Origin of the sequence: Streptomyces sp. T12, assembly GCF_028736035.1 — a bacterium.
Taxonomy (GTDB): Bacteria; Actinomycetota; Actinomycetes; order Streptomycetales; family Streptomycetaceae; genus Streptomyces.
This window is the reverse complement of record NZ_CP117866.1, coordinates 8,981,962-8,995,636: the sequence shown is the minus strand read 5'-3', so window position 1 is coordinate 8,995,636 and position 13,675 is coordinate 8,981,962. Positions and strand designations below refer to the sequence as shown.

Here is a 13,675-nt window from a genome sequence, read left to right as displayed (position 1 = left end):
GACGGGGTCAATCAGCGTGACGGAGGTTTCTTGACGGAGATTCAGTGAACAGTGCTCAGCGCAGAGCGGGCTCGTCGAGGATCAACGTCCCCGCGTCGGCGTCCAGTTCGGCGCCGACCCCGAAGGGGATCGTCAGCGCACCTTCACAGTGCCCGAACCCGAACTCCTCCACAACGGGCACACCGAGGCCACCCAGTCGGTCCCGAAGCAGCGCACGCACCCGCTCGTACGGCTCGCACTCCTGCCACGACCCGAGCAGCACGCCCCGCACTCCGTCGAACAGGCCGGCGCGAAGGAGTTGGGTGAGATAGCGGTCGAGGCGGTACGTCTCCTCGCCCACGTCCTCCAGGCACAGCAGTCCGCCGCGCGCGGAGGTCCTGGCGTGCGAGGTGCCCGCCTCGGCGGCGAGCAGGCAGAGGCAGCCGCCGAGCGTGACGCCCCGCGCCCGGCCGGGGACCAGCGCGGACCCGGTGGAGGTGATCGTGCGCACCGACTCCGGCTCGAACAGCGTGGCCTTCAGGTGCTCCTGTGCCCGCGCGTTCTTGATGAAGTCGATGCCCGCCGCCATCGGCCCGTAGAGCGTGGCCAGACCCAGCCGGGTGGCGAACGCCTCGTGCAGCACGGTGATGTCGCTGAACCCGACGAAGACCTTCGGTCCGGCCGCCCGCATCGCCTCCCAGTCGAGCAGGTCGATCATCCGCTGCACTCCGTAACCGCCCCGGGCGCACAGCACCGCGTCCACGGACGGATCGCACCAGGCGGTCTGCAGATCGGCGGCCCGGTCGGCGTCCGTGCCCGCCAGATAGCCGAACGCGTCATGCCGGTCGAGCACGTGGGAGGCCACCACCGGGTCGAGATCCCAGCCCCGCAGCACGTCGAGCCCGGCCTGCAGCCGCTCCTCGGGCACCGGCCCACTGGGGGCGACGACGGCCACGCGGGCGCCGGGGGCGAGCCGGGACGGCCGTACCAGTGGCCGTACGGACTGATTCACTTGGTGAGCTCCAGGGTCGGGATCCCGGGCGGGTTCAGTCCGAAGACCTGGGCGTACAGGGAGAGTTCGGACTCCAGGACGCGGATCATCGTCTCCGCCCGCCGGAAGCCGTGCCCCTCCCCTTCGAAGGCGATGTAGGCGTGCGGCACCCGGCGTCCCTCCATGCGGGCCAGGAACCGCTCGCACTGGGTGGGCGGGCAGATGACGTCGTCCAGGCCCTGCAGCAGCAGGAACGGCGCGGTGAGACGGTCGGCGTGCGCGGCGGGTGAGCGTTCCGCGTAGCGTCCCGGGACTTCGGCGAGCGGTCCGACCAGGGTTTCCAGGTACTGCGACTCCAAGTCGTGGGTCTCTCCGTCGCCCCAGCCGGCCAGGTCGAGGATGGGGTAGAGGATCGTGCCGCACGCGTAGACGTCGGTGGTGGTGAGCGACGCGGCCGCGGTCCAGCCGCCCGCGCTGCCACCGCGGATGGCGAGCCGGTCGCGGTCGGCGCTGCCCTCGTCGGCGAGGGCGAGCGCGACCGCGGCGCAGTCCTCGACGTCGACCACGCCCCACTGCTCGCGCAGCCGGTTGCGGTACGCCCGGCCGTACCCGGTGGAGCCGCCGTAGTTGACCTCGGCGATCCCGATGCCGCGCGAGGTGAAGTAGGCGATGGCCAGGTCGAGGACGAGGGGCGCCCGGCCGGTGGGGCCGCCGTGCGCCCAGACGACGAACGGCGGCGGCTTGTCGGCGGGGGCCACGCAACCGGGGTTGTGGGGCGGGTAGATGTGCGCGTGGATCTCGTGTCCGGCGGGGCCGGTGAAGGTGCGGATCTGCGGCTCGGGGTAGTAGGCGGGGTCGACGGCGTCGTCGTGCTCGGCGCCGATGACCCGGGCCCGGCCCGTACAGATGTCGAGTTCGATCACCTCGTGCGCGCTGCGAGGGCTGGCGCCGACGGCGACCACCTGCTCGCCGTGCACCGCGAGCGTGGGCTCGAACTCCGTCCAGGGGCCCGCCGCATCGACGATCTCACCGGTCTCCGGATCCAGCACCCCGAGGGCGGTCGAGCCGCGACCGTGCACCACCGCGACGAGCCCGCCCGCCAGCGGGGCGAACCAGCGCAGGCCCGGCTTCCACAGCGGCCCGCCGAACTCCTCCTCGCGCGGGCACAGCGGTTCACCGTCGCGGTAGAGGTTCCACCAGCCGCTGCGGTCGCTCGCGTACAGCAGCCGTCCGTCGGCCGACCAGTCGACCTGCGCGATCGATTCCTGCGGTCCCCCGGCGGCGGTCCGCGGGACGCCGAGCGTGCCGTCGGTGCCGACATCCGCGACCAGCAGCTCCGTACCGTCCCACGGCATCCGCGGATGGTCCCAGGCGAGCCATGCCGCGCGCCGGCCGTCGGGCGAGATCCGCGCTCCGGTGACGAACCGGCGCCGGTCGTCGGTGAGTTCGCGTACGGCGTCGCGGTTCTCGGCCGCCGAGCCGTCCAGCGGGACGGCGGCCAGGACGCGCCGCACATCGGTGGGCCCCTCGCCGGTGAACTCCTCCAGCACGCACCACACTTCACCGCGCCCGAGCCGCAACTGCGGCTCCACCCAGCGCAGTCCACCGCCCACCGCAGACACGGGAGTCAACGGGACCGGCTCGCCACCCTCCTCGTACCGGTAGAGCCGCTGGTCGGCGAAGTGGACGAAGACGACGAGCGGCCGGCCGTCGACCACCGCGCCGGCCCACGGCCGTCCGCCGTACTCGACGACCCGGCTGCGCACGTTCCACGGCGCGGGCAGCACCGACTCCTCCCGGCCGCCCGCCCGTCTCCCGCCACCACCCTTCCAAGGAGGCGCTTCGCGCCCCACCTCCTCATTCCGCCGCCGCACGAGAGTGCGCCGCCCGCCCTCCGTGGGCCGCGGCTCGGTCCACCACGGCTCGTCGCCGACGAAGCCCACATACTCGGGGTGCCCGTCGTGCGTGGCGGCGAGGGCCGCGTCGATCGGCGAGGGCCAGGAACCGTAAGCCAGCGTCCGCACTGTCTCCCTCAACTCCCCTACGCCGTCCGCAGAAAGCGGTCGAGTACCCGGACGCCGAAGTGCAGCGCCTCGACCGGCACGCGCTCGTCGACGCCGTGGAACATGGCCCCGTAGTCGTAGCCGTCCGGCAGCTTCAACGGGGAGAAGCCGTAGCCGGTGATGCCGAGCCGCGAGAACTGCTTGGCGTCCGTGCCGCCGGGCATGCAGTACGGCACCACGTGCCCCTCGGGCGCGAACTCCGCTACGGCGGCACGCATACGGGCGTATGTCGGCGAGTCCACCGGCGACTGGAGGGCCACCTCGCGGTGGTGGAACTCCCACTCCACGTCGGGGCCGGTGAGCTCGTCGAGGGTGGCACGGAACTCGTCCTCGACGCCGGGAAGATACCGGCCGTCGACGTAGGCCACGGCCTCCCCCGGGATCACGTTGACCTTGTAACCGGCTTCCAGCATCGTCGGGTTGGCGCTGTTGCGGACGGTCGCCTCGACGAGCCTGGCCACCGGGCCCAGCTTCTCCAGCAGGCCGTCCACGTCGTCCAGGTCGGCCTCCAGGCCGTACAGCGCGGCGAGTTCGGTGAGGGCGGCGCGGACCGTCGGGGTCAGCCGCAGCGGCCACTCGTGGGCGCCGATGCGGGTCACGGCGGCAGCGAGGCGGGTCACCGCGTTCTCCCGGTTGGGCCGGGAGCCGTGCGCGGCCCTCCCGCGTGCGGTGAGCTTGACCCAGCCGGTGCCGCGCTCCCCCGCCGCGATGGGGTAGATCTGCCGCCCGCCTCCGTCATGGACGGTGAACGCGCCGGCCTCGCCGATGCCCTCGGTGCAGCCCTCGAAGAGCCCCGCATGCCGGTCGGCGAGGAATCCGGAGCCGTCTTCGGCGCTCGCCTCCTCGTCGGCGGTGAACGCGATCACGACGTCCCGCCGGGGCCGTACGCCCTCCCGGGCCCAGGCCCGGACGACGGCCAGGATCATCGCGTCCATGTTCTTCATGTCGACCGCGCCCCGCCCCCACACCACCCCGTCGCGGATCTCCCCGGAGAAGGGGTGCACGCTCCACTCGGCGGCCTGCGCGGGCACCACGTCGAGATGACCGTGCACGAGCAGCGCGTCGGCCGACGGGTCGGTGCCCTCGATGCGGGCGACGACGTTCGTACGGCCCTCGGTGCGCTCCACCAGGGTGGGCTCCAGGCCCGCCTCGGCGAGCCGCGCGGCGGCGTACTCGGCGGCGGGGCGCTCCTGGCAGTCGCCGCCGCCACGGTTGGTCGTGTCGATGCGGATGAGGTCGGAGGTGAACGTCACGACCTCCTCCAGTGCCTGCTGGTCAGCCATACTGCTCCTCCACCGCGGCCGAGGCGATCGTGGTCACTGCCTTGAAGGTACGGATTCCCTCGTACATGCGCTCGCTGGTGTACGCCACCTTTCGCTCGCCGATCCGTTCGACACCGGGGACGACGGTGGCGGCCATCGCGAGATGCTCGGCGTCGAACTCGACGGCGACGGTGAACGGTCCGTCGCTCACCGGCTCCTGACGGCCCGCCAGCGCGGCCGCCTCCTTGGCGGCGGCCCGGATGTCGGCGGCGGTCCTGGCCGGCGTACGGCACACGGCCGCGTACCGCGAGACATGGTCCTTGACGGCGACCTTCAGCGCCTCGGGCGCGTACCCGAGCGCGTCCTCGCAGGCCACGTCGTCGCCGGTGACGAGCACGACGGGCACGCCGTACTCGGCGACGACGTGCGCGTTCAGCAGCCCCTCGCTCGCTCGTACGTCGTTCAGCCACACCCCGGTGATGGAGTTGGCGAGGTAGGTGTGCGCGAGGACGCCCTCCATGCCGGCGCCCGCGTGGTAGCCGACGAAGGCGATGCCGTCCACGTCGCCGTGCTGCACGCCCTCGACCATGGACAGCGCCTTGTGCCGGCCGGTGAGCATCTCGGCCCGCTCGTCGAGCCGTTCGAGCAGCAGATTGCGCATGGTCCAGTGGGCCTCGTTGATGACGACCTCGTCGGCGCCGCCCTCGAAGAATCCCAGCACCGCGGCATTGACGTCCGAGGTGAACATCCCCCGGCACCGCTCCCACTGCGGCGTCCCGGGCAGCACGTCGGCCGGCCAGGTCACGCCGGTGGCGCCCTCCATGTCGGCGCTGATGAGAATTTTCACGCGGGCCCGTCCCCTCGCTGCTCACAGGCTTGTCGTCCGGCTGGTGACAGCAGTGTGCGCCGGCACGCGGCGGTGACGGGGATCTTCATGCTCCTTCACGTTACGCGTCGGCCGGGGAACTGCCTACGAGGTCGCCACGGGGCGGTCGGGGGCGGGTCAACGTGACCACGTCGCCCACCCGCACCGTCCCTGCCTCCAGCACCTCCAGGTACACGCCGAGGCAGGAGAGCCGCCCCAGATCGAACACCGGTATGCGGTGCTCCCGGGCAACCGCGCGCATGATGCCGGGATCCGGCGGCAGTTCGTCATGGCCGAGGGTGGGGACCACGCAGCGAGGTGTGGGCACCACGACCCGGAAAAGCGCCTCGCCCACACGCAGGCACGATCCCGGCCAGGCGTCTTCCGGGAAGCCCGGTCCCTCGTTGGTGTCCACGACCAGGTTGGGCCGGAAGCGGCGCGCGTCGTAGTCCCCGGCGGGATACACGGTTCGCATGCGGGCCAGGGCCGCCGTGGTGACGAGATGGACCTGCCCGAAGTCGAAGAAGGTGCCGGGGGCGACGCTGCCCGTCGTGATGCTCTGCCCTGTGGCATCGACGGAGGCCGCCTCCCGCACAGCCTCCGGGACACCGCCTTCGTACTCCGGCACAGCGCGCTCGAGCCTGCCCTGCTCCGGCACGTCGGCCGACACGAACACCTGGCGGCCCAGCAGCTCGGACAGCCGTACGTCCAGATCAGGATCCTCCACCGGAAGGGCAGTGCCGTCCGGCAGCACGACCCGGACCACGCCGGAATCGTCCAGGCGGCTCCGGCAGCGCAGCAACGCCCCCCACTTGCGCGGATGCTTGGCGCTGCCCACGGCGCGCGTCTCGTCGAGCACGGCGTACATCCGGTCGCCGGACATTCCGCGTTCCGTGACCGACACGGCGGTCACGGCCTCCCCCAGCATCGACTTCACCGGATACCGGTGCAACGCCGTCACAGTCCCCATAGATCGATTATGGCTGCGTACTCCCGTCGGTGCCCGGTCCGAAGGTGCTCTCGATCCAGTGGGCGTCGGTCAGATACCGGCGGTCGTGGCCGTCGGCGACGTGCCTCGCGAAGGCCGGATTACCTGCTGCCGCCTCGGCGTACATCCACTCCACCAGCGCTCGCAGGCGCGCCGCCGCGACGGCCGGGAACGCGGCCCGCTCCTCGTCCGACAAGCCGTACGCGTCGGCGAAGAGCGTCAGCCGACGGCGGGCTTCGGGGACCGGCAGCGTGAGCTCGACCTCGTCCGGCGCGTACAGGGGCACGAAGCGGTACGCGGTGTAGACCGCGTCCCACAGGCGGGGGCCGGGGTGAGCGGTGTCGAAGTCGAAGAAGGCGACCGGAAGTTGATCCCGGAACACCGTGTTGTACGTGGCCGCGTCGCCATGCAAGATCACTTCCGCCGGTTCGCGCGCCGGGAACAGCCACCCGTCACCCGGCTGTCGCACGAAGCTCACCGAGGCATCGTGCAGAGCGCGCAGCAGGCGCGCCGCGGCGACCAACGACGCGTCACTGCGCACCTGCGGTGCGCCGAAATCGTGCCCCACCTCGCCGGGCAGGAACTCGACGACCTCCTCTTCGCCGTCCTCGCTCAGCCCGCAGGGTCGCGGCGCACCGGTGAACCCCACCTCGGCCAGATGAGCCAGGAACCGCTGCACGGTGGCGCTCCACGGACCCGCGGGACGTCTGACTCGATCCCCTTCTCGGACGACCTGGTTCACTCCGCCGGCCAACAGTTCGCGATCTTCCACCGGGGCACCATACCCAGGGCCGCCGGGCCGCGCAGCCAACTCCAGTAGCAGAAAAGGTAGTTGCCCAGCAGCTGTCGGTCATGGACGATCTCGGACCGTGATGACGAACAACAGCCAAGGACACTCCGCCACCGGTCAGGACCGACCGTCGGCCCGCCCGCTCGCCCTGATCACCGGCGTGGGGCGCACCGTCGGCATCGGCGCGGGCATCGCCCGCCGGCTGTCCGCCTCCGGTTGGGACATCGCCTTCACCTACTGGGCTCCCTACGACGAGCGCATGACCTGGGGCCCCGAACCCGGCGCGACCGGTGCGATCACCGACGCCCTCACGGAACACGGCGCCGCCACCACGGCCATCGAGGCGGACCTTGCCGACCCGGACGCTCCGGCCCGCGTCTTCGACGAGGTCGAACGCAGCATGGGCAGCGTCACCGCCCTGGTGATGTGCCACTGCGAGTCGGTCGCCTCCGGCCTGCTCGACACCACCGTCGAAAGCTTCGACCGGCACTTCACGGTCAATGCGCGCGCCACCTGGCTGCTGATCCGCGAGTACGGCCGGCGGTTCGCCGCCGCCCCGGGCAGCGGCCGGATCATCAGCCTCACCAGCGACCACACCGTGGGCAACCTCCCCTACGGCGCCAGCAAGGGCGCCCTGGACCGGATCACCCTGGCCGCCGCACATGAATTCGCCGACCTCGGCGTCACCGCCAACGTGATCAACCCGGGGCCGGTGGACACCGGCTGGATGACCGACGAAGGGCGCGCGTTCGTGCTCCGCCAGACGCCGCCGGGCCGCCTCGGAACCCCGCAGGACACCGCCCACCTCGTCGACTTCCTCTGCTCGCCACAGGGCCAGTGGATCAACGGCCAACTCCTGATGAGCAACGGCGGATTCGCCTAGCCCTGCAGCACCTTGGTGAACATGGACGCAGCAGAGGCATCAATGACCTGAATGTCCCCTACCTCCCTGTTGTATGGATTCACGTACGACAGGGAGTGAAGGCACATGGCCGACGACATCAAGGAGGCGGGCCCACCGCCGTCCGCCGGCTTGAAATCCAACGCGATCGGGTTCGTCGACGCGCTCGTCATCGGGCTCAACTCCACCTCCCCGGCGTACTCGGTCGCGGCGGTCATCGGCCCGGTCGTGCCACTGGTGGGGATCTACGCCCCCGGCGTGATGCTCGCGTCGTTCGTGCCCATGCTGCTGATCGCCTCGGCCTTCTACTACCTCAACAAGGCCGACCAGGACTGCGGCACCACCTTCTCCTGGGTCACCCGGGCCATGGGGCCGTGGGCCGGGTGGCTCGGCGGCTGGGCCATCACGATGACCGGGGTGCTGGTCGTCGGGTCGTTGGCGGATGTCGCCGTGACCTTCGCCCTGATCGCCTTCGGCCTCGACAGCTGGGCCGACAACGACGCCGTACGCCGACTGCTCACGGTGCTGCTCATCCTGCTGATGACAGCCGTCTGCGTCATCGGCACCGAGGTGTCGGCCAAAGTGCAGAACGCCCTGATCATCGCCCAGGTCGTCTGCCTGCTCGCCTTCGCCGTGGTGGCGCTGTACCGGGTCTACGCCGACACCGGCACGCTCGACTCCATCGAACCGTCGCTCCGCTGGCTGGACCCCTTCGGAGCCGGAGGTGCCGCGCTGACGGGGGCCCTGCTGCTGGGCGTGTTCATCTACTGGGGCTGGGAGTCGGCGGTCAATCTCACCGAGGAGACCGAGGACTCCGCCACCGCTCCCGGCAGGGCGGCCGTGTGGTCGACGGTCATTTTGCTGGTGACCTACGTGGCGGTGGGTTTCGCGGTGGTCGCCTACGCCGGAACGGCCTATCTGGCCGAGAACGCAGCGGAGGAGGAGTTCATCTTCGCCCTGCTCGCCGAAGAGGCCATGGGCGGCTGGGACTGGGTGGTCCTGCTCGCGGTCTCCACGTCCGCGCTGGCGTCGACACAGACGACGATCATCCCGGCGTCCCGCACGGCACTGTCCATGGCACGCCGTCATGCGCTGCCCAAGCATTTCGCCCGGATCCATCCGCGACTGCGCACACCCGACGTGAGCACGTGGTGGGTCGCCGCCATCGCCATCGCCTGGTACCTCGTCGTCAACGAGATCAGCGCCAACGCGCTGTTCGACTCGCTCACCGCGCTCTCGCTGCTGATCGCGTTCTACTACGCGCTCACCGGTGTCGCCTGCGCCGTGTACTACCGCCGCCAACTGACCACAAGCGTCCGCCACTTCGTCCTCATCGGCCTCGGCCCGCTAGTCGGCGCCGGGCTGCTGGCATGGCTGCTGGTGGAGTCGGTCATCGACATGTCCGACCCCGCCAACTCCTACAGCGGCGACTCGTGGTTCGGGCTCGGCCCCCCGCTCGTCATCGGCATCGGCATCACCGCCACGGGCGTGGTCCTCATGCTCGTGTGGCGGCTGGTGGCTCCCGCGTTCTGGTCGGAACGCCCCGGTGTGGTCGACCCCGCCCTCGTCGACGGCGAGACGTCGGGAAGTGGCGGGGAATCAGGAAGCGGACCCGACGTGCGCTGAGCATCGCCGTCGAGATGCCGGCAGCATTCGCCGAGCTGTCACGGTGGGCGGAGCCGGCCGCCGTACTGGACGGTGGGACCCGGCCCGACGACCTCCACGCGCGCGTGCCGCAGGCCGTACGGGACGGGACGGACCCTCGGCCGACAGACGCCGTACTGGTCGTGCGCACCTGGCCCCCGCGGCCGTCGGCGCCACCGACGCCGTACGCCGCTCCACGCCCCTCCAGTGAGCGGTAGCCGTGGACGCCGCCTCCGCCGAAGCCGGCGACCTCTCCGACGGCGTACAGCCCGGAGACCGGCGTACCTGAGGCGATCAACGGCCCCGCGCCCGCGTCCAGGACCTTGTGGGCCGAGGCGGTGCGGCTGAGGGGGTCGCCGGGGTAGGCGAGCGCGTTGCGGATGCCCATGACCTGGACGTCCTTGGTGTAGGGGTCCGGACCGTCGCCTGCGCGAGGGGGCCACGGAGTCGCCAGCTGCTGCAACTGTGAACTTCCCTGTCCCGGACGGGCGTTGACCTCAGGCGGCCCGATGTATGCGATCCACCAGGATGTCGATCACCAACGGCATCCGCGGCCCATACCCCAGCAACACCCCGTCCTCCAGGTCCACCACCCGCCGGTCCATCCCCGCCGGCGTCTGACCGATCCCGGGTATGTCGACCAGCCCGTCGATGCCGCCGACCGACTCCAGCCCCTTGGTCATCATCAGGATCACATCCGGCCGCGCCCGCACCAGGGCCTCACTCGTGATCGGCGTGAACGGCTTGTCCAGCCCGGCCTCCTTGCCCGCGTCCACCGCCCCCGCAGCCTCGATCAGCGAGTCGGCGCCCGAGCCCTTGCCGCCGATCAGATAGACGGCCGCGCTGCCGCGCATGTACAGGAAGGCGACCCTGGGCTTGCCGCCCTTGGGCACGGCGGCGCGGGCCGCGGCGAGTTCGTCGCTCATGCGCTCGTTGAGAGCCTTGCCCGCGTCGGGGACACCGAGCGCCTCGGCGATGCGGGTGGTGCGCCTGGGGACGTCGGCGAGTTCGGTGGCCGGATCGAGTACGACGACGGGGACGCCGGCATCGCGGATCTGGTCGATGGCCTCCGAGGGGCCGGTGTCGGTGTCGGCCAGCACGACCGTCGGCCGCAGCGAGAGCACGCTCTCCGCGCTCACGTCGTGCGCCTTGGTGACCTGCGGGAGTTTCTTCGCCTCCGCGAAGGTGGCGGTGATGTCGCGGCCGACGACACGGTCACCGAGACCCAACGTGAACACGATCTCCGCGACACCCCCGTTGAGCGGCAGGATGCGCGAGGCGTCCTTCACCTTCACCTCACGCCCGTCGGAGGAGTCGACGGTGACCGGCAACTTCGGAGTCGGCGGCTCGCCTTCGAGGGGGACGAGGGTGTTCTTCGCGAGCTGCTTCTCGGCAGCGGCCGCGCGTTCGCCCGCGGAGGCGGGTGACGCGTCCGCCGTCGAGGAGCCGCCACCCCCGCCGCCGCAGGCACCCGTCAGCAACGCGAGGGCCAGAGCAAGGGGCATGAGGGCTCGGCGGGCCCGTGGCCCGGGGTGGGGTCTTCCCGTCAACAGGTGGGGTCTTCCGGTCATTCGCATCGCTCGGCCCTCCGGTCTCTCGTCTCGCACCCAGTTGATCAATAGCTTAGGTTAGGTTTACCTTATTAACTCCTGGTGGGGGTGCGACGTGAAATCGCCATGTGGCCTGCGCGGCAGGCGAGTTGACCGTACGACCGTGCTGGCGGCCTCGGCCGCCGCCGTCCTCCTGGCGCTTCCGGCCGCCTCGCCGGCAGCCGCGGCGGGCGCCTCGGCAACGGGCCCGGAGGGCCAGAAACTCACGGTCTCCAAGCCCTCGGGCCTCAAGCCGGCGGGCGAGACGGTCACCGTGTCCGGCACCGGCTACAACACCGAGAAGGGCATCTACGTCGCCTTCTGCGTGGACAACGGCGCCGGCAAGACCCCCACTCCCTGTGTGGGCGGAGTGGACATGTCCGGCGAGTCCGGGGCGTCCGCGTGGATCTCCTCCAACCCGCCCTCGTACGGCGAGGGGTTGGCGACACCGTACGAAGGCAGCGGCCACAAGGGCTCGTTCGGCGTGCGACTCAAGGTCCGCGTCAAGGACGCGAACACCGACTGCACCAAGTCCGGCGTGAAATGCGCCGTCATCACCCGCAACGACCACACCCGGGGCGGCGACCAGAGCCAGACCGTTCGGATCCCGGTGACCTTCGGCGCCACCGGCGGCACCGGCGGCAGCTCGCCCAGCGGCGACGGCGCCACGGCGAGTCCGACCGCGACGGCCAGTGCGGGCGCGACCGGCGGTGGCGGTACGGGCAGTTCGAGCGACGGCGCCGCCGACGAGACCTCCGACGGCCCGCTCGCCCGCACCGGTTCCGTGGCCCTGACGGCCGGCGTGACCGCGGCGGCCCTGGTCGCGGCCGGCACCGGAACCTGGCTCTGGGCACGCAGGCGCCGCGCGGCGAACGCGGAGTGACCCCCACTCGACTCACCCTCCGAAAGGAGACTTGGAGATGACCAAGAGACCCGGCGCCGCCGCCGTGACGGGCGGCGCGCTGCTCACGCTGCTGTGTCCGGGCGGCGCGGCCGCGCAGGACGGGGACGCGTTCGCGCGCGAGGTGTCCGGCGGCTACGCGAGCTGGAACCTCGCATCCGCCGAGTTCGACGACCAGGGCATCTCTCTCGGCGTGGCCGAGCCCGCCGTACGGGGATCCGCGGACCGCGCCTGGTTCCCGACGACCGGCGGCGGCGCCGACCCCGAAACCGGCGACGCGGACGTCGAGTTGGGCGGCTCGGCCCTGCTGACCTCCTCCACCGGCCCACGCCCCCTGCCCCTCGGCGGGCTCCGGCTGCGGCTCGACGGCGACGCGGGCACCCTCCACGCGCGTACGGCCGTCGACGGCCGGGCCCGCGAACTCACCCTGGCCGACGTGAAGTCCGGCGCCGAGCCCGTCGTACGGACGAGTGGGGTGACCTGGACCGGGCTGCAGGCGTCACTCACGCAGGACGGAGCGGCGCTGCTGTCCGAGTGGAGCGGAGCGGAATTCGCGGCGGGGGACGCGTACGGGGTGCTGGACCTGACGGTGGGGACCGGTGGCGACACGACCGAAGCCGCGCCGGAGGAGAAACCGGCGACGCTCCCCCCACAGGCCACGGCCCCGTCCGCCACCGTCACCCGCACCACCCTCACCCCCGGCGTCGAACAGCAGGTCAGTGGCGCGGGGTTCGAGCCCGGCGAGGTCGTGCTCGTCGCGATCGACCAGGACACCCGGTACCAGGCGGTGGCCGACGAGGCGGGACGGATCTCCCGGACGTTCCCGGTGTACGCGACGGCCACCGAGGGCGCGCACACCGTCGAGCTCGCCACGGTGACCGGGGAACGCAGGGCTGTCGCGGACTTCGGCGTGCGGGCGCCGACGTAGGACATCCGTCGGGACGGGACGAGGAGCGGGCGCATCCAGTCGGACGGTCCGCTCTCCGGCATGCCCAAATCCCTTGTGATTCAGGGGCGTTGATGCTCTTTGCCGCCCGTTGACAATCCAACGGGAACGGCACTTAGGTTTGCCTTACTTAACTCACGAGGAGAGCTCACCATGAGATCCGTTCCCTCCCCCCGTACCGCCGCCCGCGCCGCCCTCGCCGTAGCCGCCTCCGCCGCCCTGACCCTGGGCCTGGCCACGTCGGCCTCCGCCGCCACCTCGGCCCGCACGGTCACCGACGGCGGCGCGACGTACAACCTGTCGCTGACCTCGCCCGCCACGGCCGCCGCCGCGGGCCAGGTCATCACCGTCTCCGGCTCCGGCTACAACACCGGTCAGGGCATCTACGTCAGCCTGTGCGTGGTCGACGGGGCGCAGGGCGCCAACAAGCCCACCCCGTGTCTGGGCGGCCAGGACGAGGACGGCTCCACCGGTGCCTCGCACTGGGTCAACAACACCTTCGGCGGCATGTTCGCCAACAGCTCCAAGTTCGGCACGGGCGGCACCTTCAGCGTGCAGATCTACGTCAAGGCCACCCTCGGCGACGGCAGCGTCTGCGGCCAGGACGTCGAGTGCGCCGTGGTGACGCGCGCGGACCACTTCGACAGCGAGGACCGCAAGTACGACGTCCACGTCCCGATCACCTTCCAGTAGGCGCCCGTCAGGCCGGGCCCCACACGGGGGCCCGGCCCTCGGTATCCCCGGGGTGCCGGGCGC

13 protein-coding genes are annotated in these 13,675 nt (G+C 71.4%); 6 read left to right on the top strand and 7 right to left on the bottom strand.

Features of this window, described 5'->3' with window-relative positions:
* Nucleotides 1–55: 55 nt before the first annotated feature.
* The 6 genes from PBV52_RS40340 to PBV52_RS40315 all read right to left on the bottom strand — a co-directional run bounded on the left by PBV52_RS40340 (nt 56) and on the right by PBV52_RS40315 (nt 6,827).
* The gene (locus PBV52_RS40340) at nt 56–991 is read right to left on the bottom strand and encodes an LD-carboxypeptidase (protein ID WP_274245685.1); all 936 of its coding nucleotides are present in this window, start codon (nt 989–991) and stop codon (nt 56–58) included.
* On the bottom strand, nt 988–3,006 hold the full coding sequence (locus PBV52_RS40335) for a prolyl oligopeptidase family serine peptidase (protein ID WP_274245683.1): 2,019 nt from the start codon (nt 3,004–3,006) through the stop codon (nt 988–990). The genes PBV52_RS40340 and PBV52_RS40335 overlap by 4 nt, the downstream gene beginning before the upstream one ends.
* Nucleotides 3,007–3,011: 5 nt before the next feature.
* Complete coding sequence (locus tag PBV52_RS40330) at nt 3,012–4,316, bottom strand: M20/M25/M40 family metallo-hydrolase (protein ID WP_274245681.1); 1,305 nt, start codon at nt 4,314–4,316, stop codon at nt 3,012–3,014.
* Complete coding sequence (locus PBV52_RS40325) at nt 4,309–5,142, bottom strand: M55 family metallopeptidase (protein WP_274245679.1); 834 nt, start codon at nt 5,140–5,142, stop codon at nt 4,309–4,311. Before PBV52_RS40325 ends, PBV52_RS40330 begins: the two co-directional genes overlap by 8 nt.
* Before the next feature lie 100 nt (nt 5,143–5,242).
* Nucleotides 5,243–6,130 (bottom strand): MOSC domain-containing protein, encoded by an 888-nt coding sequence (locus PBV52_RS40320; protein ID WP_274245677.1) that lies wholly within the window; start codon nt 6,128–6,130, stop codon nt 5,243–5,245.
* A 7-nt stretch (nt 6,131–6,137) separates the two neighbouring features.
* Nucleotides 6,138–6,827, bottom strand: coding sequence for an aminoglycoside phosphotransferase family protein (locus PBV52_RS40315; protein ID WP_274245676.1), 690 nt, complete (start codon nt 6,825–6,827; stop codon nt 6,138–6,140).
* Nucleotides 6,828–7,020: 193 nt separating this feature from the next.
* Here PBV52_RS40315 and PBV52_RS40310 point away from each other — a divergent pair, with 193 nt between their 5' ends.
* From PBV52_RS40310 to PBV52_RS40300, 3 genes are all read left to right on the top strand, one after another.
* On the top strand, nt 7,021–7,821 hold the full coding sequence (locus PBV52_RS40310; RefSeq protein WP_274245674.1) for an SDR family oxidoreductase: 801 nt from the start codon (nt 7,021–7,023) through the stop codon (nt 7,819–7,821).
* 105 nt (nt 7,822–7,926) lie between these two features.
* Nucleotides 7,927–9,465, top strand: a complete 1,539-nt coding sequence (locus PBV52_RS40305; protein ID WP_274245673.1) for an APC family permease — start codon at nt 7,927–7,929, stop codon at nt 9,463–9,465.
* Nucleotides 9,466–9,479: 14 nt separating this feature from the next.
* Nucleotides 9,480–9,701 carry a hypothetical protein gene (locus PBV52_RS40300; RefSeq protein WP_274250027.1) on the top strand — a complete coding sequence of 74 codons (222 nt, stop codon included), beginning with the start codon at nt 9,480–9,482 and terminating at the stop codon, nt 9,699–9,701.
* A 279-nt stretch (nt 9,702–9,980) separates the two neighbouring features.
* Here the strand turns inward: PBV52_RS40300 and PBV52_RS40290 are convergent, their stop codons facing one another.
* The gene (locus PBV52_RS40290; protein ID WP_274245672.1) at nt 9,981–10,988 is read right to left on the bottom strand and encodes a hemin ABC transporter substrate-binding protein; all 1,008 of its coding nucleotides are present in this window, start codon (nt 10,986–10,988) and stop codon (nt 9,981–9,983) included.
* Nucleotides 10,989–11,196: 208 nt separating this feature from the next.
* Here PBV52_RS40290 and PBV52_RS40285 point away from each other — a divergent pair, with 208 nt between their 5' ends.
* From PBV52_RS40285 to PBV52_RS40275, 3 genes are all read left to right on the top strand, one after another.
* Nucleotides 11,197–11,955: a hypothetical protein gene (locus PBV52_RS40285; protein WP_274245670.1), complete on the top strand. Its 759-nt coding sequence runs from the start codon at nt 11,197–11,199 to the stop codon at nt 11,953–11,955.
* 37 nt (nt 11,956–11,992) lie between these two features.
* Nucleotides 11,993–12,901, top strand: a complete 909-nt coding sequence (locus PBV52_RS40280) for an HtaA domain-containing protein (RefSeq protein WP_274245668.1) — start codon at nt 11,993–11,995, stop codon at nt 12,899–12,901.
* A gap of 171 nt (nt 12,902–13,072) precedes the next feature.
* A complete protein-coding gene (locus PBV52_RS40275; RefSeq protein ID WP_274245666.1) occupies nt 13,073–13,612 on the top strand; it encodes a hypothetical protein in 540 nt (179 codons plus the stop codon).
* Nucleotides 13,613–13,675: the final 63 nt, after the last annotated feature.

Coding starts and splice junctions, on each gene's coding strand:
- PBV52_RS40320 (WP_274245677.1), bottom strand. CDS start 6,130: ATGGGGACTGTGACGGCGTTGCACCGGTATCCGGTGAAGTCGATGCTG.
- PBV52_RS40280 (WP_274245668.1), top strand. CDS start 11,993: ATGACCAAGAGACCCGGCGCCGCCGCCGTGACGGGCGGCGCGCTGCTC.
- PBV52_RS40305 (WP_274245673.1), top strand. CDS start 7,927: ATGGCCGACGACATCAAGGAGGCGGGCCCACCGCCGTCCGCCGGCTTG.
- PBV52_RS40310 (WP_274245674.1), top strand. CDS start 7,021: ATGACGAACAACAGCCAAGGACACTCCGCCACCGGTCAGGACCGACCG.
- PBV52_RS40275 (WP_274245666.1), top strand. CDS start 13,073: ATGAGATCCGTTCCCTCCCCCCGTACCGCCGCCCGCGCCGCCCTCGCC.
- PBV52_RS40300 (WP_274250027.1), top strand. CDS start 9,480: ATGCCGGCAGCATTCGCCGAGCTGTCACGGTGGGCGGAGCCGGCCGCC.
- PBV52_RS40290 (WP_274245672.1), bottom strand. CDS start 10,988: ATGCCCCTTGCTCTGGCCCTCGCGTTGCTGACGGGTGCCTGCGGCGGC.
- PBV52_RS40330 (WP_274245681.1), bottom strand. CDS start 4,316: ATGGCTGACCAGCAGGCACTGGAGGAGGTCGTGACGTTCACCTCCGAC.